Source organism: Paenibacillus fonticola DSM 21315, assembly GCF_000381905.1.
Lineage (GTDB): Bacteria > Bacillota > Bacilli > Paenibacillales > Paenibacillaceae > Fontibacillus > Fontibacillus fonticola.
This window is the reverse complement of record NZ_KB907245.1, coordinates 48,806-72,222: the sequence shown is the minus strand read 5'-3', so window position 1 is coordinate 72,222 and position 23,417 is coordinate 48,806. Positions and strand designations below refer to the sequence as shown.

Sequence of the window (23,417 nt, the reverse complement as noted above, 5' to 3'; positions counted from 1 at the left end):
AAATATTGTAAAACTTTGTCGGCTATGTTTTAATCGAAATTAGATAGTATTCTTCCCTGAGGAGGGAGAACTTGGATGCTGTAAAAGAGATGGTGTTGCAGGCATTGATAGCAGGGCTGCCGGCCTTTTTGTTTCCATTAATATATGAGAAATACAGCTTGATCCGGAGAACGGGGAGCACAGGAAGCATCGGAAGCACAGGAAGCATCGGAAGCACAGGAAGCATCGGAAGCATCGGAAGCATAGGTAGCATCGGAAACACAGGCAGTATCGGAAGCATAGGAAGCACCGTGAACACCGAAAACACAGAAAGCGCCGGCTTAAGTTCATCATACGGGGCTGGGTTTACGGCTGCTTGCGCCCTAAGCATGCTGCTCTGTGTGTTGTTCTCCGGTAAGCCCTGGCATGGCATTCCGCTGGAACTTGGCAATATGCCCTTAATTGCACTGATGCTGTACGGCAGACTATGGGGCGGCCTCATTCTGGGCGTTATTCATGTGTCATTGTTTCCTTTATATACAGATAATCTCACTTTTACAGGATGGCTTACGGATACAGGGGTACTGATCTATCCATTAATCATTGGACTATCCGGCCGCTTTATTAAGCTAAACCGCCGGAACAAAATTAGGATGATGACGGCATTGTTTGCAGCCGGACAAATCATCACGCTAACGTCGGCGCTGCAGCCTGGAAATATGGACGGGGATCACGTTCCCAGCGTTATAGGCGCTGCAGTGCTTATTATAACCGCTGCGGCTCTGCTTAGCAGCATGTACGTCTACTTTGTAGAGAAGACGATTGAAAGGGTCCGGCTGACTGAGCAAATTACGCGATTATCGCATGAATGTGCCAGAGAAGCAGGAAAGCTGCAGCAAATTATGGATGCCGCGCCGCTGAACATCATTATCATCGACCATCAAGGCAGTATCGTTTCCGTAAATGACACGTTTCTTCAATTATATCGAAATGAGGTGCCTTCCGCGACCAGAGATGATCTGATCGGCATACGGCTGAGCGGAGAATGCGGCGGATTTAATATAGATGTCATTGCCTCGCGGGTAAAGAGGACGATAGAGCATAACGAGAAGTCGACCGAACTGCTGCAATTTCAGGATAAAGTATTTTTTACGAGCACCTCCCCGATTACAACAAACGGCACGGAGGAAGTATGCGGCGTCGTCATAATTGTGCAGGACATTACCGAACTGGAGACGCTAAGGATGGAGCTGAATCATGTGGAGCGGCTTAGCCTTGTCGGCCAAATGGCGGCGGGAATTACGCATGAAATCCGTAATCCGATGGCTGTGGTGAGAGGATTTCTGCAGCTGATGCGCGAAAAAAGTCCAAACGACCTGGATCATTACTACCGCATTGTTATGGAAGAGCTTGACCGTGCTAATAGCATCATTAATGATTTTCTGGCGTTGGCGCAAAATCGGATTGTTACGAAGGAGCTTTGCAGCTTGCACCGCATTATTGAGGAACTCACGCCACTGCTTTGGGCCGATGCGAATTTGCGCGGACAGAGCATAGAGATAATTATGGATGAACGTGTTCCCTTATTGTATTTAAATGCTAAGGAAGTGAAGCAATTAATTCTCAATTTGGCGCGTAACGGGATGGAGGCGATGGGGGATAAAGGCCTTCTGATGCTGAACACCAAACTGGAATCGGAAGGGGTTCAGCTGTTCGTTAGTGATACGGGTTCCGGAATTTCAGCAATGCAGCGGGAAAAGCTGTTTGCACCGTTCTATACGACGAAAATGAAGGGGACAGGGCTTGGCCTGCCGCTATGCCTTAGTATTATGGAGCGTCATGGCGGGAAAATAACGGTTCATTCCGAGGAAGGGACCGGTACGACGTTTATTGCCGTTTTTCCGTTGAATGGCAGCTCATCGTAAGCTGCGGCCTGAATAAATCCAGTAAGATGCGGAAGGGGAGGAACCAAGGCGATGACGCAATGATCATGCAGCGGAAACTGCGCACTTAAAGTTGCTTTCCTCCTTGATGGATGTATAATAAAATATAGCCCGACACAGGTGAGATAAAGATCACATTACTGTGTTAATCAGTTGGTTATAAGGAGTGAAAGTACATGTCCATGTCATTTGACCAATATATGCGCGATATGGTTCAACCAATGAGAGATGAATTGACGGTGCTTGGCATCAAGGAGCTTCGTACGCCTGAAGATGTTGAAGCCAAGCTTCCTGCTGCCAAAGGCACGGCTCTTGTCGTAGTAAACTCGGTATGCGGCTGCGCAGCCGGACAATGCCGCCCAGGCGTCGCCAAAGCGCTGCAGAACGATTTAACACCGGATCACCTTTACACCGTTTTCGCTGGACAGGATAAGGAAGCTACGGCCAAGGCCCGTGAATATTTTGCGCCATACCCGCCTTCATCGCCTTCGATTGCTCTTCTAAAGGATGGCGAGCTAGTTCATTTTATTGAACGTCACCAAATCGAGGATCGTTCAGCAGAAGACATTGCAGCTGAATTAACGAGTGCTTTCGACCGTTTCTGCCGATAAGGCGAGCTATCGAATGAAGCGCCCTGCATATCGGATAACCGGTATTGGCGGGGCGTTTTTCTTATCAGGACAAGGGAGAGGGATGAAGCTATGAGCCTGCAGGCGGAAATTATCCGGCTTCTTGGCGTAAAGCCGAGTATTGATGCCGATGAAGAAATACGGAGACGCGTCGATTTCCTGAAGGAGCATGTACAGAGCTCCAGAGCTTCCGGGCTGCTGATCGCCATCAGTGGAGGATTGGACAGTGCAGCTGTGGCCGGGCTATGTAAGCGGGCCACAGATGAGCTTGCGCAGGAGACCGGCAGCGATTACATAACACTGGGAGTTTTTCAGCCGTACGGCGACCAAGAGGATATCGGGCACAGCTACGAGACAGCGAAAGCGTTAGGGCTCATCCATACCGTAGAAACGAACATAGAGGATACGGTTGACGAAATTGCTCTGGAAGTAGAACATGGCATGAAAAATATAGGCCAGTACAGACATCTGAGCATACCCGGCAAAGGGAATGTGCAAGCCCGAACCCGGATGATCATGCAGTATGCATTAGCGTCCGAGCTGAATTTATTGGTAGCAGGAACCGGTCATGCATCGGAATCCATTACCGGTTTTTTTACAAAATGGGGAGATGGCGCAGCCGATATTATGCCGCTAAGCTCTTTGAACAAACGCCAAATTCGGCAAATTGCCGCTGCCTTAGCTGTTCCGGACAGTGTTCTGAATAAGGCGCCAAGCGCCGGCCTGTGGGCGGGGCAGAAAGATGAACAAGAGCTGGGCATCAGCTATGAGGATATTAGCGATTATTTAGAAGGCAAACAGGTGGAACCCGCCGTCCAAAAGCGTCTGGAGTCGTATTATACGAAAACAAAACCTAAGCGCAGTCCGATACCAGGCATATAAATATTAATGGCTCTATTTCCAACAAGGGATATGGGGCTTTTTTTCCATGTTTATATTCATATGCAAGTTTAATGAATCTTCTATTCTATTTTCACGTATATAACCTAGAGATTAAACTATTTTCATTGTATATTTTAATAAAATTTATTGTTAAGCAAAAAGGAGAGGAACTGTATTGAAAAATTTACTGACGATATTCTTCTCACCTGGGGAGACATTTGAAAGGATTAGGGACAGTAAGACGGCCTGGATTTTACCATTAATATTAACGACGATACTATCCGTAGTTGCTACGATGTTACAAATGCCGTTCATTATTAATGAAACAAGATTGATGCTGCAGAAGCAGGGACTTGATGCAGCTTTTATTGAGCAGACCCTCAATTCGACGCCTTTATGGTCCTATATAGGCATAGTTTTTATGCTGGTCGTCTCGCTCTTCTTTACCGCGCTGCTGCTTATACTGCTGAATTTGATTTTGCGCGGGGAAGGAAGGTATATGCAGTTGGTAAACGTAGTAGCCTTTGCTGGTTTACCGGCCGCGATTGGAACGATATTGACCTCCATTTTGCTGGTGTTATTTGATGCAAAGTCCATATCGGATGTTACACTTAGTCTTGGAGCATTGGTAGCAGACAGGCCAAGCCTGCCGTATCTCTTGCTTTCTCAAATCAGTCCGTTTGCAATTTGGGGCTTGTGCCTGCAAATCATAGGCGTGGCCATTATGATGAAGCGCCCTCGTAAGAAGGTAGCGATATGGATTGTTGCCACCTGGGTCGTCTTCACGCTGATTTCGGTCTTATATTCTGCCAGCAGAATAACTACATAAGATAGGGTGATTAATTTGTTTAAGAAAAAATGGTTTTGGGGAGCCGTACTCGGGTTGGCGATTATTGGTTTAGCCTTAGCTAATATGACGAATATGAACAAAAAAATTACCGTGTCTACGACCGAAGTAATTGAAGGATTAATTACGGAACAGATTTATACGAGCGGCAAGCTGGAGCCGGGAAAGAGTACGGATTTGTATTCGCCGGTCAGTGGAGTTGTGGAGTCTGTCAGTGTAAAGCAGGGGGATGCGGTCAAGAAGGGGCAAGTCATGGTTACCTTTAGTATTAATGATGTGAACGAGCAGATTGCTAAGGAGCGGCTGAATATCGAAATGGTAGAGGCGGAGCGATTAGCCGCGAAGAAGCAGCACTTTGAAAAATTTAAACAGTTGATTGTCGACGACCCTGCTGCTGAGGTAGAGGAGCTTGATTTGACCGCTTATGATCTTAGGATTCAGAGCAGCCAGTTAACGATTGCGTCATTGGAGAAAAGGCTGAACAACCGCGTGGTTACTGCGGCCGAGGAGGGAGTATTGACCCAGGTTCTCGTCGATCCGGGACAGATGATTGCCGAGGGCAGTCCGATCGCTACTGTTGTAGATTTATCTTCCTATAAAGTAAAATCCAATCTTAACGAGCTGGATGCGGGGAAAGTGTTTGAGGGAATGGCAGCGGTAGTTAGCGGTGAATCCATTGCAGAGATTTATGACGGAGAAGTGACGTATATGTCTCCCATAGCTGTGCTCGCGGATCAGTCCTCAAAAGATGCATCCGTTGAAATGACGGTTAAGCTGAATCGAGTCTCCCCTGAGCTTCGTCCTGGCTACAACGTCACGGTTGAATTGGAAATACCGGATAAGGAGCGGCTTCTCGTGCCGTTGGAGGCTGTTCAATATGAAGGCGACAAGGCCTATGTGTTCAAAATACAGGACGAGACAGCCGTGAAAACTGAGGTGACGACCGGCAAGGAGAACGAAGAATTTATTGAAATCGTATCAGGTGCCGTTAAAGGGGAAAGTGTTGTTACGGAAGGGGCCAGGCTGCTAAGAGACGGTGAAAAGGTGAAGCTGCAATGATTACCTTAACTGACATTTCAAAAGTATATAAGAACGGCGAGCTTGAAGTTCAGGCGCTGCAGCCGCTTAACTTGAAGGTTGAGCAAGGGGAGTTCGTAGCGATTATGGGTTCATCCGGCTCAGGCAAGTCTACGCTGATGAATATTATCGGGTGTCTGGACGTGCCAACCTCCGGCAGTTATGTGTTGGATGGGGAAGAGGTTCATACGCTGGATGAGGACGACTTGGCCCGGGTACGCAACCGCAAGATCGGCTTCGTCTTTCAAAGCTTCAATCTGCTGGGTCGTCAGACAGTGCTGCAAAATGTAACCCTTCCGATGATGTATGCAGGAATTCCGCGCGATAAGCGCAATGAGCGGGCCCATGAGCTGCTGAAGAAGGTGGGCCTCGATACGCGGGTCAAGCACCGGCCGACAGAGTTGTCGGGCGGACAAAGGCAGCGCGTGGCGATCGCCAGAGCCTTGACGATGAATGCCCCGATCCTGCTTGCAGATGAGCCGACTGGAAACCTGGATACGAAATCATCGCATGAAATTATGCAGCTGTTCAAAGAGATTCATCAGGAAGGAACAACGATTGTGCTTGTTACCCACGAGCCTGATATCGCGGAGCATGCCGACCGGATTTTACTGTTCGGAGATGGGCAGATGCTTAAGGATACGCGCAAAGAAAGGGTGGGAACATGAGCATATGGGAGAGTATCTGGGTCGCGCTGGATAATTTGCGGCTGAACAAACTGCGGTCGTTTTTGACGATGATCGGCATTGTGTTCGGTGTAGCTGCGGTCGTTACCGTCGTCTCGATTGGCCAAGCTGGGCAAAGCTCGATCATATCGATCGTTTCCGTTTACGAGGATGGATACTTCGTAATTTATAAGAACCAGATGGAGAACGGTGGAAATGCGGATACGGATTTCCGGATGCGCGATTTAATGGAAGTGAGAAAATTGCCTGGAGTGCGTTACGCATCCTCTTCCCTGCCTTATTCCATGACGATGAAGCATAAGAAGGAGACATTACGCACCTCCATTACTGCCACTACGTCTGAATCGAGCAAAATGCAAAAAATTGATATGGTGGAAGGGCGTTTCTTTACTTCGCAAGAAGAGCGCGCAAGACAGAAGGTTATCGTCGTTGAAAGTAAATTTGCCGAGAAGGTGTATGGCTCGGACCGGGGAGCGATTGGACGAAAGCTGGTGCTCTCGGAAGGAACTTTCCGCATTATCGGTGTCTTTAAGCCACAGGAATCCATTTTGAGCGGATTTGAGGGTCAGTCCTACACTGCCTTTGCGCCAATAACTGCGATGCCTGCCGGGAAAAATGGGGAAAATGAACGGTTTCAAGCGTTGGAGGCGGTGGCTTCTAACCCGGAAAATACGGATGAAACTGTGAAGGTCGTCAAAAAATGGCTTGCCGATTTAAATAATGTCGACCAAAATGCCTATGCTTCGCAAACGGGAAAAGAAGCGGAGCAAATGGTTTCAAGCACGTTTTCTATTTTACAGACGATTATCGGCTCGATTGCCGGGATTTCATTGCTCGTTGGCGGGATTGGCGTCATGAATATTATGCTTGTTTCGGTAACAGAGCGAACTCGTGAAATCGGCATTCGTAAAGCGATTGGAGCTACACCAGGCACTATTATGCTGCAGTTTATGATTGAAGCAGTCGTTCTTTGCTTTATAGGGGGTAGTTTGGGAGCGTTATTTGGATTGGGAGCGGCTTATTTATTTTCATTCATTTCAGGCTGGCCGTTTGTCGTGTCTACGTGGGCGATCCTGCTCGCATTCGGGTTTTCGGCCGCGGTGGGCATTTTCTTCGGATTATATCCAGCCAATAAGGCATCCAAGCTGCATCCTATCGAGGCTTTGAGATATGAATAATTTTGTCATTAAATAAAAATAAGGTTGCCCTGAAAGTCAGCTTCATGACTCGTTCAGGGCAACCTTATTTGCTGCTGCAAGGCTTCTGTCAGAGACAGGCGCCCATTTATTTTATTGTAGACAACGTCTGCGAAATAAATAACAGGCTTGCTCTAAGCGCTTCTTCCAACGGGGGAGTAGTCCCCTGGAAAGGATGGACGGCGTTGAACGTATGGTTGCCCCCGGGAATATGAATCCAGGGAATGTCCGGCCTGATCTGGACTAATTGGCTGGAGCCGCGCCGCAGATGGATACTATCATCCGAGCCTTGTATGAGAGCGATATTGAAGCTCGCGTCTTTAATACGGTTCAAAATATCGTAGCGTGCCTGTTGTTTGTCCATGTCGTCGAGAATAACAACGTCAAGCGGCATTTGCTGTCCTGTCCGTCCATTCGTGACATAACTGCGCCCGTTATCGCGCATTTCCCGCTTCTGTTCATCAGTGAATACATCGAGATTTGTAACACCGTTCCATGACAAAACGCCGGCAACGGTATCAGGGTGATCCAGAGCATACACTAGGCAGACGCCAGCGCCGCGGCTATGGCCGAGCAGAAATAGCGGGAGAGAACGCAGCTGCTCTTCCTGCTGCAAATGGCGGATCAAAGCGGTCAGGTCTGCAAGTTCCCGCTCATATGTATTGACGGCGAATCGTTCGAGCTCCGTAAATTCAAACGGGTTGTCACCGATGCCATTGTGGGAAAAATTAAAAGTGATAATTTCGTGCTTCTGGCTAAGGCGTTCGGCAGCGTAAGGGAACATTCCCCAATCCTTAAATCCTTTATACCCATGGGCGATAATGATAAGGCTGGCAGCTTGCTCCTGTGCCGGAAACCGGGTGCACTGCAGGGTGTAACCGTCTTCCAGCGGGATCATGAAATCGCTCGGCATTGTTCAAACGCATCCTTTCGTGACAGGTTTGAGTCGGTTGATTCTTCACTTCGTTATTATACCATATCGGCTATTGGCTCGCTTCACTGAACGATCCTGTTACAGTGATTGGCACACTTTGCCGAACCATCTCTGTTATAAGTGATTGTCACGCTTTGCCGAACCATCTCTGTTATAAGTGATTGTCACACTTTGCGGAACTATCTCTGTTACAAGTGATTGTCACACTTTGCGGAACTATCTCAGTTACAAGTGATCGGCTCGCTTCACCGAACCATCCCTGTTACAATGTGAATGGGTTGTTCGAAGAGCAAGAGAACTTCATAAGGAAGTGAAGCTGTTGATCTATGGTATTGGTCACGACGTGGTTGAAATAGAGCGTATCCGTAAAATAGTGGCAGGGCATTCTGGGAGCAGGCTAATGAAGCGTGTGCTGACTTCGGCGGAACGGGAGCTTCCGGCCTGTTTCACCCGTCCTGCCGAATTTCTGGCCGGACGTTTCGCGGCGAAAGAGGCGATCAGTAAAGCGTTCGGCTGTGGGATCGGCAAGGTGCTGGGTTTTGCGGATATGTCGATCCTGCCGGATGCACAGGGAAAGCCGTTTGTTGTATTAGAGAGTGAGGCATGGAAGCGGCTTGGACTTGAGGAGGGACCGCGAGGCTATGCCGTACATTTGAGCATTACGCACGAGAGGCAGCTCGCCTCCGCATTCGTTGTAATAGAGAGCTGCAAATAGCAGCAGTTCGCCTCCGCGTTCGTCGTAATAGAGAGCTGCAGTAGCAGCAGTTCGCCTCCGCGTTCGTCGTAATAGAGAGTTGCAATAGCAGCAGTCTCGCCTCCGCGTTCGCCGTAATAGAGAGCTGCAGTAGCAGCAGTTCACCTCCGCGTTCGTCGGTTGCAATAGAGGGGAGAAAAAATAGAGAGTGCACTAAAGGGGAGAAAATTAAGGCAATGGAAGAGAAATGGAGCGGGGAAAGCAGAGTGTATTTCAGCACAGAGCTGCTGTCGTGGTATGAGCGGTCTAAAAGGGATCTTCCCTGGCGCAAGCATCGTAATCCTTATTATATTTGGATATCGGAAATTATGCTGCAGCAAACCCGGGTAGATACGGTCATCCCGTATTTTAACCGGTTTATCGAACGTTTTCCGACGATTTCCAGCTTGGCGGAAGCGCCGGAAGAGGATGTGCTGAAATGCTGGGAAGGGCTCGGATATTATTCCCGGGCCCGGAACTTGCAGGCTGCTGCCAGGCAGGTGATGGAACGTCATGAGGGAGCCGTACCTGATGACAAGCCATCGGTAGCCGCATTGAAAGGCGTGGGGCCTTATACGACGGGAGCGATCCTGAGCATCGCCTTTAACCAGCCGGAGCCTGCTGTAGATGGCAATGTGATGCGTGTACTGTCGCGTTACTTTTTCATTGAGGAGGATATTGCGAAGGCGGGGACGCGCGTGCTGATGGAAGGACTGGCCGCTTCGCTTATTCCGGCAGGCCGGGCTGCGGATTTCAATCAGGCATTAATGGAACTTGGTGCGCTGGTGTGCACACCGAAGGCACCGCAATGCCTGACCTGCCCGGTCATGGCGCATTGCACGGCGCGCCTGGAAGGCGCCGAGCTTCGCCTGCCGGTGAAGAGCAAGGCGAAGCCGCCGCGTCCCGAGTACCGGATCGTCGCCCTAGTTGAGGGCGAAGGGGATAGGCAGGGACGCGTGCTCGTTCGCCGGCGGCCTGACACGGGGCTGCTGGCACGGATGTGGGAGCTGCCCCACGTGTTGGCGGCGGCCAAGCCTGCCGAGGGCGCAGGGCTGCCGGACGGTTCGGCAATGAGCCGTCTGGCCGGGGCGCTGGCCGAGGACGGAATGTATATACGGCCGTCTGGGCCATTTATGAGTGCGGAGCATGTATTCAGCCACATCCACTGGTATTTGCGCGTTTTTCGCTTTCAGGAAGCCGCGGCATTGAGCACGCTGGCCGGATTGGCTGGATTGGCCGAGCTGGTCGAGCCAGCCGAAATGAGCAAGCAGGCGGGAGTGACCGGGCTGACTGAGTTAGTCAAGCAGGATGGAGCGACCAAGCTGAGCAAAATGACCGAGCAGGCGGGAGTTTCCGGAGGGTCAGGAATGTCAGGAGTGACCGAGCTGACTGAGTTGTCCGAACTGACCGGGTTTGCAGCCGAGGCGAGTGCAACTTATGATGCGGGTGGGTACACTGCAATGGCTGGCAGAAATACCAATGGTTGCCCCGATGATCATTCCGATGGTCACCCCGATGGTAATCCAAATGGGAAGACTGAAGGTAAATTCAGTGCTAATGTAAGTAGTGTAGACGAAGTCAACCATGTCAACGATGAAAAGGAACAACCGCCTCATGAATATCGGTGGATTACGGCTAAAGATATGGAGCAATTGGCTTTTCCGAACGTTTTTTTGAAAATTCTGAATCAACACTTTGCCGAGGTTGACGGAGAGAAAGAAAATTAGAACAGGAGAGGCATTAGGAGAGGCACTATTGCGGGGATGGCTGACAGAGAGAGGATTAACGAGGATTAACTGTATTATAGGTATCTAAATTATCTAATCTTCTGGAAAGTATGAAGTTAACTGTATTTGATGTTGTTAAATTGGGGCGATTTGATGAATTGAGGGATTAAGTTATTTTTAAATGCATGAAATCCATTAATTTTCACGATGTTTATCCTTTTGATCCAAATAAATACAGTAAATACATTTAAATTTACCAAGAGTGTTGAACCAGCGATTCCCATACATCAGCAGCCGAGGAAACGGCCACATGACTATGAGCCCGGCCAAAGGCACAGTCCCAGCATCTCCGCCGTCTGGCCGCCTACCGGCCAAAGGCACAGTCCCAGCATCTCCGCATCCTGGCCGCCTACCGGCCGAAGGCACGGCCCAGCAACTCCGCCGTCTGGCCGCCTACCGGCCGAAGACACGGCCCAGCAACTCCGCCGTCTGGCCGCCTACCGGCCGAAGACACGGCCCAGCAACTCCGCCGTCTGGCCGCCTACCGGCAAAAGGCACAGTCCCAGCAACTCCGCCGTCTGGCCGCCTACCGGCCAAAGGCACAGTCCCAGCATCTCCGCCGTTTGGCCGCCTACCGGCCGAAGACACGGCCCAGCAACTCCGCCGCTGGCCACCTACCGGCCGAAGGCACGGCCCAGCAACTCCGCCGCTGGCCACCTTTCGGCCAAGGCACAGTCCCAGCAGCTCGGCACACCTGCCGGCCGAGGAACGAGTCCCCAGCAGGATGGTAAATGTCAATCGAGAGGTAACCGTCTACCTGAAATCCTGCTGCATAAGAATGGGGATGAGGCGATATGGCACTCCTCCCTAGACGAAGCCGAGCCCCATACCCATCCTAAAGTGACAGGAGCGCTATTCAAGCATGCGATTTTCAACGTCTTTCATGTTGTTCTGCTGGTCGGTTTCCCGGTGCTGTGGTTCAACGACTTGTCCTTTCTCAGTTGGAACTTCTCCGCTCACACTGCGCACAAAGCTGCTGAATTGCGCTTTTTGCTTGTCAGCCTGCTGTTTTGCTTGGAGAAGTTCTTGCGGGTCATTGGTCAATCCGTTTGGGGTGCTGTCAGTCAAGGCGATCCCTCCTTTCAGGTGAATGTAATTTAAGATTACCCGATGCGGTAAATTTCAATCGAAAGCCGGGGCCATTGATGCTCCTTATGTGAAACTTGCTTTGCCGGGCGAATCTTGCTTTATCGGACGTGTCGGGCGTAAAGAGCGATATGGTGCATTCCGCCCAACAGTTGTCCAGAGTATGGTATAATGTGTTGCAGGCCGCTTCTGTGCGGTACCAATTCTTCTATTTCTTAATGTTTGTAATGTTGCCGGTCCCCCGCTAGATGAACATCTTTTACGAAGTGTTAACACTTCGGCTCACTCGAGTTTAAATAACCTCACGTTTACAATCCCTATTTTTGTCAGCTTGGTATTATTTATGCACTTTCATTTCCAGTATTAACATTATTTCTAGCAAAAAATAATGTAAACGCTTAATATTAAGCGCTTTCAGAAGAAAAATGGTGTATTTCCATGATTTATATGGTTTAATGGACAAGTAAGGTGTTTTTTCTCGATTTTTGTCTAGTTTAATTGTTCGTTGGATGTTAAAATGGGCCATGTGTTTTTTAAGTGAATCTATCAAGCACAGGAAAAGGGAGATCATAGCATGTGTATTCGTTCCTTCCAGTTGAGTGATGCCAATCAAGTGATGGAGCTTCTGCAAGTAGCCCTGTCAGAACAATGCTACGAGGACACTAAGCGGGCTTTTGCCAGACAATTGTCCTGGGATTCGGAGTTAATTATGATCGCAGAAGCCGATGAGGAAGTTGTCGGTGTGTTGATTGGAACCGTCGATCAGAATCTTGGCTGCATTTATCGAACTGCAGTTCATCCCGAATATCGTCGTCAAGGGTTTGGCAAAAATCTGGTTAGCGCTATGGAGCAAAGATTCCAGCAGCGCAACGTTCGCCGGATTGTTGTAGCTGGTGATGAGCACAACAAGGCTATCATGCCGCTCTATGAAGCAATGGGATACGGAGCAAGCAAGTTTTTGGAAGCGTTCCAGAAACTGGGTATCGCGGCGGTTCATTCGCTGTAGGATTCATATAAATAAATCCAATACCGCTATGCCGGATAATTTGGATAATGATCTCATTTTTAAGAAGCATATCTTGGCCCGTTGCATTTGGGCGTTAGATATGCTTTTCTATTATTAATGTTCAATACAGTTAAACGGGCTGTACAACGTATTTAATAAATGATCAAGTTATAAAAGAGGTGCAACATGAAGCCTGTCATTCCATCTGAACAACAGAAGTATGTTCGCGAGCCAAATGAGTTGGAAGAGGAAGCCGGAGCAGCTGATAACGAAGCTGTCGAAGAAGCAGAGCAAAGTATTTTAAAAAATAAATGGGTACAAGAACTGTGGGATATGGGCAAGACGGTAGCTGCTGCATTTATCATTATGATGCTGTTGAACATATTTGTGTTTAATTTGTCGATGGTGAAGGGTGAATCGATGCAGCCAACGCTCGAAGAGCGGGAGCGGCTATTTGTAGATAAAATTGTTTACTATTTCGGTGCGCCGCGCGGCGGTGAAGTCGTCGTGCTTAGAGACCCGAGTACCGGTCCGGGTAAAAAGCAATTTCTCGTAAAACGGGTTGTCGCAACGCCAGGACAGACGGTTGAGGTTCGCGATCATGTTTTGTATGTGGATGGTCAGCCGCTAAACGAGCCTTATACCGATGTGGAAATTCAAGACCGCGATATTGCGCAGATACAGCTCGGGGAGGACGAGTATTTTGTGATGGGCGATAACCGCCATTATGGCCGAAGTAAAGATAGCCGCAGTTTTGGGAGTGTACGGAAGAAAGATATTGTCGGGCGTGCAGAATTCGTATTCTGGCCAATTTCAAAAATTAGGGCGCTATAAAAATTAGAGCGTTATAATTGAATGATAATTGGATTGTTGAATGGTAATTGGAATTGTTAAAAAAAGGGTAAAATTGGAAAATGCAGCCGTTACAGGCCGCATTGGAGCGGAGGATATCTGGTGAAGGAGATTACAATTTATACGGATGGAGCCTGCTCAGGAAATCCCGGGCCCGGCGGGTGGGGAGCGGTTCTGCTATATAATGGGCACCGGAAGGAATTGTCCGGCGGTGAGCCGATGACGACGAACAACCGCATGGAGATCCAGGCGGTCATTTCCGCGTTGGAACAGCTTAAGGAGCCGTGTCGGGTGAAAGTGTACAGCGACTCTGCTTACGTCGTAAACTGCTTTAAGCAGGGCTGGATTCGCAACTGGTTGAAAAACGGCTGGAGGAACAGCAAAAATCAGCCTGTCGAAAATCAGGAGCTCTGGCAGGAGCTATGGGGCCTGATGCAGATTCATCAGGTCGAATATATTAAAGTAAAGGGACATAGTGACAATGAATTGAACAATCATTGCGATTTTCTGGCCCGGGAAGCGATTAAACGGATGGCTCGTTAACAGGATGTCTCGTTAATAAACGTCTTGTTAAAACGATTTCTCATAAAAGATTTACTTACAACCAAAAGTTCTCTATAACGATATGCCTACTATCTGATTGCTCAATCACCGCATATGCTCAACAACATGACTTAATCAATCGCTAACATGGGTGACACGGCGACAGAGTACACGAGTACGACAAATCCAGGAAAGGAGGGAGCGGAAATGTCGAAGGAGACGACGAAGGAACTACCGAAGGAGATAACAAAAGAACTGCCGAAGGCGGAAGACGGTCAGGACAGGAAGAGCAGTTGGGCAAAACTGAAGCAGGAAATCAAGGATGCCGCTCATTCCCTGGGAATTGATGATATCGGTTTCGCTTCGGCCGATCCGTTCCTGTCATTAAAAAATGTACTATTGGATCGCCGCGCCAAGGGCTATGAATCCGGGTTTGAAGAACCGGACATCGATAAGCGGATTTACCCTGAGCTGTCGCTCGAGCGGCCAGCTTCTTTGATCTCCATCGCGGTGGCCTATCCCTCCAAGCTGGATAATCCACCGAAATCTGAGCCCGGGATGCGCCGGGGAATTTTGGCCAGATCGGCATGGGGCCGCGACTACCATAATGTGCTTCGCGAGGCGATGACCAGGCTGGAGGAGTTCATTGTGGAGAGGGTAGAAGGTGCGCGGATCGTCAACATGGTCGATACAGGTGCGCTGGTCGATCGTGCTGTGGCGGAGCGGGCCGGAATTGGCTTTAAAGCGAAAAATTGTATGATCATTTCTCCGAAGTGGGGTTCATGGATTTATCTCGGCGAGCTGATTACAAACATTCCGTTTGAGCCGGATACTCCTGTGACTGAAGATTGCGGAGAATGCACGAAATGCATCGATGCCTGCCCTACTGGCGCACTCGTGGCTCCCGGGGTGCTTAACGCGCAGCATTGCGTTTCTTTCCTGACCCAAACCAAAGGCTTCATTAAGGACGAGTTCATGAAAAAAATAGGAAATCGCCTGTACGGTTGCGATACATGCCAGATCGTATGCCCGAAGAATAGGGGCAAATCGTGGGATCACCGGCCGGAATTACAGCCGGATCCTGAGACGGTGAAGCCGCTGCTTTTGCCCATTCTGGAACTGAGCAACCGCCAGTTCAGGGAGCGTTTCGGTACGAGCGCCGCGGCCTGGAGAGGCAAAAACCCGATTCAGCGAAACGCAGTTATTGCACTCGGCAACTTCAAAGATAAGACATCTGTGCCGAAATTAATAGATATCATGCGAAAGGATGCTAGACCTGTATTAAGGGGAACGGCTGCGTGGGCATTAAGCCGGATTGGCGGGGAGGAAGCCCTGCAGGCCATAACCCGGGCCATCTCCACCGAGCAGGATGCCGAGGTGCTTGAACGTATGCATGCTGCGAAGAAGCAACTTGAGCTGCAGGGTGTTGAACGGCAGGTTGAAAAGGAAGAGGCGCAAACGGAAAACAAGCTGCAGACGGCTATGAGGGTACAAGCTGATAAAGAGCCGCATGCGGATATGAAGGCACCAGCGGCTGTGGCACAAGCCGATAAGAAGCTGCAAGCGGATGTAGGAACACAAGCCGATCAAAAACCGCAGGTGGCTATAAAAGTACAAGCGGCTATGAAAGCACAAGCTGTTATGGAGGAACAAATGGATATGAAGGCAAAAGCGGCTATAGAGGCTGCGAGCTTGTATTTTACCGAAATGGATTCGCCTATAGGTGTGCTTACGCTGGTAGCCAGCAATGAAGGGCTGTGCCATATTGAATTTGGCAATTATGCGGACAAGGCTGATTTTTTGCAAAAATGGGCTGAACGCTATTACAAAGGTGCGGCATTGACTCGTTCCAGACAGCCGTTTGTTCCTGCTGTCAGCCAGTTGAAAGAGTATTTTGCCGGAGAGCGGGAAAGCTTCCAGCTTGCACTGGATATCCAGGGAACTGAATTTCAGCGCAAAGTCTGGAAAGCCTTGCTTGAAATTCCCTATGGCACGGCCGTTTCATACAAGTCGATTGCCGAGAATATTGGTCAGCCCAAGGCTGTACGTGCAGTTGGCGGTGCCAACAATAAAAATCCGCTGCCGATCGTCGTCCCTTGTCATCGGGTGATCGGCTCCAGCGGAGCGCTTGTCGGTTATGGAGGCGGGTTATCGATTAAGGAGAGCTTGCTGTCTTTGGAGGAGCAGAAACTGGCAGTATACTGACATAAGACGACAAATGATCGTCAAGGGGGCTAAGGTCATGAGATTCATGAGTGTGGAGGATATCGAACCGGGGCAGTACCTTGGTAAAACGGTGTATTCTGCTAACGGAACAGTACTATTGTCGGCTGGAATCCAGCTTACGGTCTACATGATTAACACGCTGAAGCGTATCGGCGTTACAATGCTTTACATTAAAGATCCGGAATTCGAAGACATTGAGCTCGAAGAGGTGCTTAGCGAGTCGACGAAAGGAATAATTTTCAAAGATATGAGCCATACCTTGGAAGCGGTGAGGTCCGGCAAGGACTGGAGCACGAAGAAGGTTAGTGTCAGCGTGGAAGCCCTGCTGGAGGATGTGCTGAATCACCGGGGCGTGCTGCTTCAGCTCACAGACATCCGTACAACGGACAATGACGATTACCTTCATGCTGTGAACGTATGTCTGCTGTCCGCCATGATCGGGCTCAATATGGGGCTTAATTATTCCCAGCTCAAGGATTTAGCGATCGGAGCACTGCTGCATGATATTGGCAAGGCGATACCATTGCCGGAAGATGCATCCGAGGAGGAACTGAACTCCCATCATACGTGGCGAGGCTTCGAAGTGCTGAAGAACAAACGGGAGTTTAATCTGATGATTGCGCATACTGCACTTCAACATCATGAATATTTGAATGGAAGCGGATTGCCCCGCGGGCTCGACAGCGACAGCATCCACTTGTTCCCCAAAATTGTAGCCGTCGCCAATAAGTACGATAATCTAATAGGCGGTGGCGGAGGCAACACAAACACGCCGCTGCTGCCGCATGAAGCATGCGAACGATTGATGGCCTCCTCCGAGCATGAACTGGACCATGAGGTGCTGGTCGAGTTCACCAGAATCATTTCTGTCTACCCGAACGGGACGTCCGTTCGGCTCTCCACAAAGGAGACAGGGGTCGTTGTCAGCCAGCACCGCGGCTTGCCGGGACGCCCAGTCATTCGGATTATTCGCGGCTCCGGTGATGATATGGATATTAAGGAAGTCGATCTTGCTGTGGAAACGACCGTTTTTATCGAGGCGGTTTTAGCTTAAATTTTAGAATTTAATTTGCTAGGTATGTTGCGGGATGTTATGATATTTTGAGTTGCTTAACGGCAGCCTGGAAGAAACATTTCAACTTAATACAGGGGTGGCGGAACTATGAATTATGTAATTCCTATTATTACACTGATCGTCGGTCTGATCGGCGGTTTCTTCATTGGTGTATTTTATTTGCGCAAACAATTGACGAAGATGCAGAATGATCCGCAAATGCTTCAGAAGATGGCTAAGCAGATGGGCTACAATCTGAACGGGCAGCAAATGCAGCGTGCCCAGCAGATGATGAAGAAGCAGGGAATGTCCCAGCCTCAGGGCCGGCGCAAGAAGAAATAATAGGCTTTATATTTAGCAACACACATAAACTGCTCCCTGAACAGGGAGAACAGGAAGGAGGAGGCGCGAGTGGCAGGCGTCAAAGATTATGTAAATACCCGCGTTGGAGCCAACCGGGAGCAAATTGAACACCATGTCCGCGAAATTTTGAAGCTGATTGGTGAGGATGTGGAGCGGGAAGGTCTTATCGATACTCCTGCTCGGGTAGCCCGGATGTATGAAGAAATATATGGCGGCTACGATGTAGACCCACGAGATGTGCTTGGCGTGACGTTTGAGGAAAATCATGAAGAGCTGGTTATTGTAAAGGATATTGTGTATTACAGTCAATGCGAGCACCACACGGCCCCTTTTTTCGGTAAAGTGCATATCGGTTATATCCCTAGCGGAAAAATTGCCGGATTAAGCAAACTGGCCCGTCTGGTAGAAGCGGTCACGCGCCGGCTGCAGGTACAGGAGCGCATCACATCGCAAATCGCCGACATCATGGACGAGGTGCTGAAGCCGCAAGGTGTAATGGTTGTCGTAGAGGGGGAGCATCTCTGCATGTGCGCCCGCGGGATCAAGAAGCCGGGCAGCAAGACGGTGACCTCTGCGGTACGGGGAACGTTCCGTTCGGATGCTGCGTCGAGAGCGGAGTTTTTGTCACTAATTAAAGAGTAGCGAGCTGAATTATGTCGCTGATTAAGAGTAGAGAACTGAACTATCTCGTTAATTAAAGAGTAGAGAACTGAATATAGTATGGTGTAAATAACATCCCTAGGCATGTTGCTGCCGGACACTTGACCAGTGACATGTGCAGGGGGTGTTTTTTTTATTTGTTCATGATATTATTTGTAAATGAAGGAAATTATACATAGTTTAGGAATCGCTTCTATGCTTTGGTTGGCTGACGTTGGTGCTTAACAATTTTTACGAGGTGAATTATGAGCAAGGAAATCATCTTATCGGCGGATAATTTAACGAAGACATATGAGGAAACAGAGCATAGCGTATCCGCGCTAAAGAATGTCACTTTTGATTTGAAAAAAGGAGAAATGCTGGCAATCATGGGGACCAGCGGCTCGGGAAAAAGCACGCTGCTGCACATTATCGGAGCGCTGGACAAGCCGGATCAAGGCAAAATAACTTTAAACGGCGTCATTCAGGACAAGATGTTTACGGAACCGCACGCTACCGAATATCGGGGTGAAAATATCGGTTACATTTTTCAGTCCTTCCATTTGTTGAAGGATTTGACGGTGGAGGAGAACATCGCATTGCCGCTGATTTTAAAAGGGGCTAATGAAGCCTTGTTAAAGGAAAAGGTAGATCAGATTCTCGGACTGATGGGATTAACGCCTTGGAGGAAGCACCGGCCGATCCAACTGTCAGGCGGGCAGCAGCAGCGCGTGGCCATCGGCAGAGCGCTCATTATGTCGCCTCCGATTATTTTGGCGGATGAGCCGACAGGGAACCTGGATTACAATACATCAAACGAAATTTTGAATGTATTGGTGGAAATGAAAGAGCGTCTGAATCAAAGCATGATTCTCGTTACGCATGATGCTAACGTGGCTGCGTACGGGGATCGCATTTTATTTTTTCACGATGGCGAAATTGTCGACAGCTACGTACGGACAACGGACGAAGCGGATATGGATTGCATTCTCGATAAGTTGAAGCAGATTATGGAGAAATCGGCATGATTAAATCTGTGAAGGACCTGGCCTTTCGCTTTTTCAAAACAAACCGCTTTCTCTCGCTGTCGTCGGTCATCAGCATTGCGATTGCCGTATGCTTAACTATTGTGATGACGATCTATATTTTTAATGCCAATCAATCCTATCGTGATGAAATTAAGAAATTGTACGGAAACATGGACATTATGGCCGGATTTAATCCAGAGCAAAGGCTGCCGATCGAATCGGATCTTTTGGCGCAAATGAGTTCTATTCCCGGCATTGCCGAGTCTTCCCCTGTGCTGCTCGACCATTTGTATCTAAATGAGCTTCATAGCAGCGTATATACCATTGGTGCGGAATCGGATGATTTAACTAAAAGCAAGTATCATTTTACGGAAAATATTTCTGCAGATGAAGTCATTATAAACGCAGGGCTGGCAGAAGCGCTGCATGCAGAGGTCGGGCAAGCCATTATGTTAGAGGGCATCCCCTTTACTGTAAAGGAAATATTGCCCGATTTGAACAACAGCAGCGGAAGTACGAACGACTTACTGATTATGCCTAGAAACAGGCTGAAGGAGTTCATACATGTCCAGACAGGCATTCAGAATGAAGCCTCCTATGTCCTGATTAAAAACGAGCCGGGAGTGAATTCATTTGAAGTCGCCAAGTGGCTGAAGCAAGCGGATCAAAACTTACGGATAGACATTGTTGAGGAGGAGGAAGGCATTAAGTCCAATCTGATCTCCTTGCGCATATTTATTATCGTACTGTCTGTACTGGTGCTTATTGTTACGGCGCTGCTGATCACTTCTAACCTCCAGACTTATTTGTATAAGTACAAGGAGCAATTTGCCATTATGCGTTCGATTGGGGCGCGGGCGGATGATTTGTTTAAAATTATTTTTATTCAAAGCCTGATCATCAATATAACGGGAGGAATTTTAGGATATATTTCGGCTTTCTTAGCCAGCAAATATTCAAGGGTTTGGTTTGAGCGTTTGTTCGCTGTTTCTGTTGAAGATCTTTCCTTTAATTTTGGTTTAGCGTTCGTTGTACTTATAGCGGACATAGCGGTAATACAAATATTTATGCTGATACCAGCTTATCGGGCCAGTACTATACTTCCCCTGCAAGTTCTGCAGGGTAACGAGAAGGGTGATTTTTCCTTTACAAAGGCACGGCGAAAGCTGGGGAAATTCATTATGGCCGCAGGTATATTCCTTCTTATCTATGGCAAGATTTTGACTGCTTCATATGACAGTGATGCATTGCTAGTGTTATTGGGAATACTGCTGTTTATTATAGGCGTATTCGTATTGTTCCCGCTCTATTTATCGGCATTGTTGACGGGGCTTCTTCCCGTCATCCAGCGCTTGCTTGGCAGAGTGTCGTTTGTCGCAATCAAGAATGTCATTCCGCAAGTGAGAAAAAATACATTTGTCATTCTGTCACTTAGTATAACGATGATTATTGCAGTAGTAGGCTCGACACTGATGACGACGATTAAGGGGAACGAAGCCAACTATATCAGGGGCAATTATCCTACGGATATCCTCATATCCAGCCGGGCTCAGGATTCGGCTTTGGTTGATTATGCAGAACTGCGGTCTGCTTTGGCGCGTATTGATGGAGTAGAGGGAGCAAGTATAGTGAGCAGCAATGTCGCGGGGCGAATGTGGTATGAAGAAACAAATGCGCATATTAACTATGTTATGGCGGATCTTCAGGATATGATCGACCAGCAGCTGATTCCCGGCTACGACGGCTCTTTAAGAGAGGCGGTGTATATAACTAAGCCATTTGCTGACCGCTATCAAATTAGCGAGGGCGATGCGCTGGATCTTGGCTTATACTCCAACTCCAGACAGGCTGATATACCGGTTAGCCGGTTTAACGTGGCGAGGGTTGTCGATAAGCTGCCGGGTGTTTTTGGAGAACATATTTTTATTGATTGGAGCAATACGCCATATATCACGGATTACATTTATGTGAAGAAGATATTTATCAGTTCCTCGGAACCGTCAGAACAGCTCGTGGCGCAATTAGAAGCACTCAAAGGGCAATTTCCCGGACTGAGGATTGACACGTATGAGCAAACGATGCAAAATTCCAAGCAAATGTTCTATCAAAGATGGTCGCTGTTTATTATCGTTTTAATCGTTATGCTGGCGGGCGTGTTAATAGGCGTTATTAATTCCCTTTTAAACAATTTTCATTCCAAGCGAAAAGAACTGGCGATACTGCGTACGTTATCTGTTACCCGTGGCGGCATTTCCAGAGTCGTCTTAACACAAGCCTTCGCTTACACTGTTACCGGCTTGCTGCTGGGAGCGGCAATCGGCATTTTGCTATCTTATGCCTTAATGTTAATCGATCCGGTGGGCATGCGGATTAATTATCAGGTAATGGGCGTGCTCACTGGGGCTGTAACCGCTTCTGTTATCGCCGTGTTATGGCCATACTCTGCCTACTTGGGGCGCAGAAGCTTAACGCGTGAGCTTACCCAGGATGGTTGACAGCCATAAAGAAACAGGCTGCTTATCGGTGAAGAACCGAGAGGCAGCCGTTTTTCTTTGCAAATGTATTTAAAATTAAAACGGCTGCCATTTGAGCTGCCTAGCCTTTTCAAATCGTTTTGCGACTTCCGGCCAGTAAACGACTTTCCACCAGTCGGCAATATATTTCGCCCGCTCATTTTGGTGCTTTAAATAATAGGAATGCTCCCAGACATCCAACGCGAGCAGCGGAACGACATCCCATTGCGATAAGTTCTGATGCTTCTCGGCCATTAAAATTTCCAGGCGATGACTGCGCGGACTCCAGACTAAAATGGCCCAGCCGCCGCCTTCCACTTTATCCGCGGCATTCGTAAATTGATTCTTGAATGCCTCATAGCTGCCGAAGTCTTTGCGGATTTGCTCAGCAAGTTCGCCTTGGGGCTTGCCTCCTCCTTTGGGATTCATTGTATCCCAGTAGATCGTATGCAGGTAATGTCCAGCACCGTTGAATGCCAGCTCCCGCTCCCAATGCTTTATCAGGTCGAAATTCCCCGATTTACGGGCTTCCTGCAGTTTCTTCTCTGCTTTATTCAGATTGTCAACGTAGCTCTTATGATGGATGTCATGATGTATGCGCACTGTTTTCTCATCGATATGCGGTTCTAATGCGTTGTAAGGATAAGGAAGCGGGGGCAGCGTATGTCCGCCAATCGGAACGGCATCGTCCTTATCCCTGTTGTCATTGATTGTCATTTCCTCTTCATAGGCCGCAATTTTTAGCTTTGGCTCCGACCAGGACTCCGACCAGGGTTCCGTTCTGGGTTTCGAGTCGAAATCCGGGCCGAAGTCTGATAAATCTGGGCTTGAATCGGGGAAACCATTTCCCAGCAGCTGATGCGGGTCGCCTGCAATTTGCTGAAGATCAGGGGTGGAAGGGAACTGCTCAGAGTTTCTTTTGATGGCGCCAGGGGAGTTCAACGTCTCCAGCACACCCAAGAAATATTCCGACTCGCGGATAATGTGGAGCAGGACGGTCTTCGCAAGCGGGACAGCTTTTACCGCATGACTGCAGTCCAGAATCGTATACAGTTGTCTTACGAATTCATGAGATTGGCGGAATGCGGTGTTCAGCAGCTTCTCTGTCTCATGTATTAATTTCGGATCACAGGCGGCATGCTGGGAGGACGTTGCATACTGCAGTAATTGGTTGGCGGCTAGCGTAGTCTCTTCAAACACTCTTTTCCAATCGTTCAGAAGTTGAACATAGTAAGGCTCAAGTCCAGGAACGATGGCTTTAATTACGTCGGTATGCTCTGCCTCCTGCTGCTTCCAGAAGCGGATCTCTTCCAGAATGCGGACAGGCAAATAGGGCCCGTAGACCAATAGCATCGGGTTAACCTCCTTCGATTTAATCGGCAATACAAGATTATGCGAATGAAGGGTTGGCCTA

General features: G+C 48.6%; 20 protein-coding genes and 1 pseudogene. 19 read left to right on the top strand and 2 right to left on the bottom strand.

Translation table 11 applies throughout. The features are described from left to right. Window positions 1-71 precede the first annotated feature (71 nt). The 7 genes from G358_RS0100300 to G358_RS0100270 all read left to right on the top strand — a co-directional run bounded on the left by G358_RS0100300 (window position 72) and on the right by G358_RS0100270 (window position 7,221). Window positions 72-1,904, top strand: coding sequence for an ATP-binding protein (locus tag G358_RS0100300; RefSeq protein ID WP_019635193.1), 1,833 nt, complete (start codon window positions 72-74; stop codon window positions 1,902-1,904). Between the two features lie 194 nt (window positions 1,905-2,098). Next, entirely contained in the window at window positions 2,099-2,533 is a 435-nt protein-coding gene (locus G358_RS0100295) for a BrxA/BrxB family bacilliredoxin (RefSeq protein WP_019635192.1), read from the top strand. Window positions 2,534-2,623: 90 nt separating this feature from the next. Then, entirely contained in the window at window positions 2,624-3,433 is an 810-nt protein-coding gene (gene nadE / locus G358_RS0100290; RefSeq protein WP_019635191.1) for an ammonia-dependent NAD(+) synthetase, read from the top strand. Window positions 3,434-3,608: 175 nt separating this feature from the next. Further along, complete coding sequence (locus G358_RS0100285) at window positions 3,609-4,262, top strand: Yip1 family protein (protein ID WP_019635190.1); 654 nt, start codon at window positions 3,609-3,611, stop codon at window positions 4,260-4,262. A 6-nt stretch (window positions 4,263-4,268) separates the two neighbouring features. After that, complete coding sequence (locus G358_RS0100280) at window positions 4,269-5,339, top strand: efflux RND transporter periplasmic adaptor subunit (RefSeq protein WP_157274209.1); 1,071 nt, start codon at window positions 4,269-4,271, stop codon at window positions 5,337-5,339. Continuing rightward, window positions 5,336-6,025 (top strand): ABC transporter ATP-binding protein, encoded by a 690-nt coding sequence (locus G358_RS0100275; protein WP_019635188.1) that lies wholly within the window; start codon window positions 5,336-5,338, stop codon window positions 6,023-6,025. The genes G358_RS0100280 and G358_RS0100275 overlap by 4 nt, the downstream gene beginning before the upstream one ends. Next, a complete protein-coding gene (locus G358_RS0100270) occupies window positions 6,022-7,221 on the top strand; it encodes an ABC transporter permease (protein WP_019635187.1) in 1,200 nt (399 codons plus the stop codon). The genes G358_RS0100275 and G358_RS0100270 overlap by 4 nt, the downstream gene beginning before the upstream one ends. 106 nt (window positions 7,222-7,327) lie before the next feature. Here G358_RS0100270 and G358_RS0100265 read toward each other — a convergent pair whose 3' ends face one another. After that, entirely contained in the window at window positions 7,328-8,152 is an 825-nt protein-coding gene (locus tag G358_RS0100265) for an alpha/beta hydrolase family protein (RefSeq protein ID WP_019635186.1), read from the bottom strand. A gap of 340 nt (window positions 8,153-8,492) precedes the next feature. Here G358_RS0100265 and acpS point away from each other — a divergent pair, with 340 nt between their 5' ends. The 12 genes and pseudogenes from acpS (at window position 8,493) to G358_RS0100190 (ending at window position 21,985) form a co-directional block, all read left to right on the top strand. Then, entirely contained in the window at window positions 8,493-8,888 is a 396-nt protein-coding gene (gene acpS, locus G358_RS0100260; RefSeq protein ID WP_026341969.1) for a holo-ACP synthase, read from the top strand. 215 nt (window positions 8,889-9,103) lie between these two features. Continuing rightward, window positions 9,104-10,111, top strand: a pseudogene (mutY, locus tag G358_RS33395) (A/G-specific adenine glycosylase); the annotation flags it as partial. Between the two features lie 741 nt (window positions 10,112-10,852). Next, window positions 10,853-11,794 (top strand): hypothetical protein, encoded by a 942-nt coding sequence (locus G358_RS32790; protein ID WP_157274208.1) that lies wholly within the window; start codon window positions 10,853-10,855, stop codon window positions 11,792-11,794. A gap of 559 nt (window positions 11,795-12,353) precedes the next feature. Then, window positions 12,354-12,785 (top strand): GNAT family N-acetyltransferase, encoded by a 432-nt coding sequence (locus G358_RS0100235; RefSeq protein WP_019635180.1) that lies wholly within the window; start codon window positions 12,354-12,356, stop codon window positions 12,783-12,785. Between the two features lie 186 nt (window positions 12,786-12,971). After that, window positions 12,972-13,619, top strand: coding sequence for a signal peptidase I (lepB, locus tag G358_RS0100230; RefSeq protein WP_019635179.1), 648 nt, complete (start codon window positions 12,972-12,974; stop codon window positions 13,617-13,619). 120 nt (window positions 13,620-13,739) lie between these two features. Next, complete coding sequence (rnhA, locus tag G358_RS0100220; protein WP_019635178.1) at window positions 13,740-14,180, top strand: ribonuclease HI; 441 nt, start codon at window positions 13,740-13,742, stop codon at window positions 14,178-14,180. Between the two features lie 207 nt (window positions 14,181-14,387). Further along, window positions 14,388-16,385, top strand: a complete 1,998-nt coding sequence (gene queG / locus G358_RS0100215) for a tRNA epoxyqueuosine(34) reductase QueG (protein WP_019635177.1) — start codon at window positions 14,388-14,390, stop codon at window positions 16,383-16,385. 37 nt (window positions 16,386-16,422) lie between these two features. Continuing rightward, window positions 16,423-17,460, top strand: a complete 1,038-nt coding sequence (locus G358_RS0100210) for an HD-GYP domain-containing protein (protein WP_019635176.1) — start codon at window positions 16,423-16,425, stop codon at window positions 17,458-17,460. A 108-nt stretch (window positions 17,461-17,568) separates the two neighbouring features. After that, window positions 17,569-17,802 carry a YneF family protein gene (locus tag G358_RS0100205; protein ID WP_019635175.1) on the top strand — a complete coding sequence of 78 codons (234 nt, stop codon included), beginning with the start codon at window positions 17,569-17,571 and terminating at the stop codon, window positions 17,800-17,802. 69 nt (window positions 17,803-17,871) lie between these two features. After that, entirely contained in the window at window positions 17,872-18,465 is a 594-nt protein-coding gene (gene folE, locus G358_RS0100200) for a GTP cyclohydrolase I FolE (protein ID WP_019635174.1), read from the top strand. A 263-nt stretch (window positions 18,466-18,728) separates the two neighbouring features. Next, the gene (locus G358_RS0100195) at window positions 18,729-19,490 is read left to right on the top strand and encodes an ABC transporter ATP-binding protein (RefSeq protein ID WP_019635173.1); all 762 of its coding nucleotides are present in this window, start codon (window positions 18,729-18,731) and stop codon (window positions 19,488-19,490) included. Then, window positions 19,487-21,985 carry an ABC transporter permease gene (locus G358_RS0100190; protein WP_019635172.1) on the top strand — a complete coding sequence of 833 codons (2,499 nt, stop codon included), beginning with the start codon at window positions 19,487-19,489 and terminating at the stop codon, window positions 21,983-21,985. Before G358_RS0100195 ends, G358_RS0100190 begins: the two co-directional genes overlap by 4 nt. A gap of 75 nt (window positions 21,986-22,060) precedes the next feature. On the opposite strand, the gene G358_RS0100185 is transcribed toward G358_RS0100190, so the two are convergent. Then, a complete protein-coding gene (locus G358_RS0100185; RefSeq protein ID WP_019635171.1) occupies window positions 22,061-23,356 on the bottom strand; it encodes a Fe-Mn family superoxide dismutase in 1,296 nt (431 codons plus the stop codon). Window positions 23,357-23,417: the final 61 nt, after the last annotated feature.

Excerpts from the sequence above, each read along its gene's own strand:
- G358_RS0100190 (WP_019635172.1), top strand. The coding sequence starts at position 19,487 with ATGATTAAATCTGTGAAGGACCTGGCCTTTCGCTTTTTCAAAACAAAC.
- G358_RS0100295 (WP_019635192.1), top strand. The coding sequence starts at position 2,099 with ATGTCCATGTCATTTGACCAATATATGCGCGATATGGTTCAACCAATG.
- G358_RS0100195 (WP_019635173.1), top strand. The coding sequence starts at position 18,729 with ATGAGCAAGGAAATCATCTTATCGGCGGATAATTTAACGAAGACATAT.
- G358_RS0100275 (WP_019635188.1), top strand. The coding sequence starts at position 5,336 with ATGATTACCTTAACTGACATTTCAAAAGTATATAAGAACGGCGAGCTT.
- G358_RS0100270 (WP_019635187.1), top strand. The coding sequence starts at position 6,022 with ATGAGCATATGGGAGAGTATCTGGGTCGCGCTGGATAATTTGCGGCTG.
- G358_RS0100235 (WP_019635180.1), top strand. The coding sequence starts at position 12,354 with ATGTGTATTCGTTCCTTCCAGTTGAGTGATGCCAATCAAGTGATGGAG.
- G358_RS0100265 (WP_019635186.1), bottom strand. The coding sequence starts at position 8,152 with ATGCCGAGCGATTTCATGATCCCGCTGGAAGACGGTTACACCCTGCAG.
- nadE (WP_019635191.1), top strand. The coding sequence starts at position 2,624 with ATGAGCCTGCAGGCGGAAATTATCCGGCTTCTTGGCGTAAAGCCGAGT.
- G358_RS0100185 (WP_019635171.1), bottom strand. The coding sequence starts at position 23,356 with ATGCTATTGGTCTACGGGCCCTATTTGCCTGTCCGCATTCTGGAAGAG.
- queG (WP_019635177.1), top strand. The coding sequence starts at position 14,388 with ATGTCGAAGGAGACGACGAAGGAACTACCGAAGGAGATAACAAAAGAA.
- lepB (WP_019635179.1), top strand. The coding sequence starts at position 12,972 with ATGAAGCCTGTCATTCCATCTGAACAACAGAAGTATGTTCGCGAGCCA.
- G358_RS0100205 (WP_019635175.1), top strand. The coding sequence starts at position 17,569 with ATGAATTATGTAATTCCTATTATTACACTGATCGTCGGTCTGATCGGC.
- G358_RS0100210 (WP_019635176.1), top strand. The coding sequence starts at position 16,423 with ATGAGATTCATGAGTGTGGAGGATATCGAACCGGGGCAGTACCTTGGT.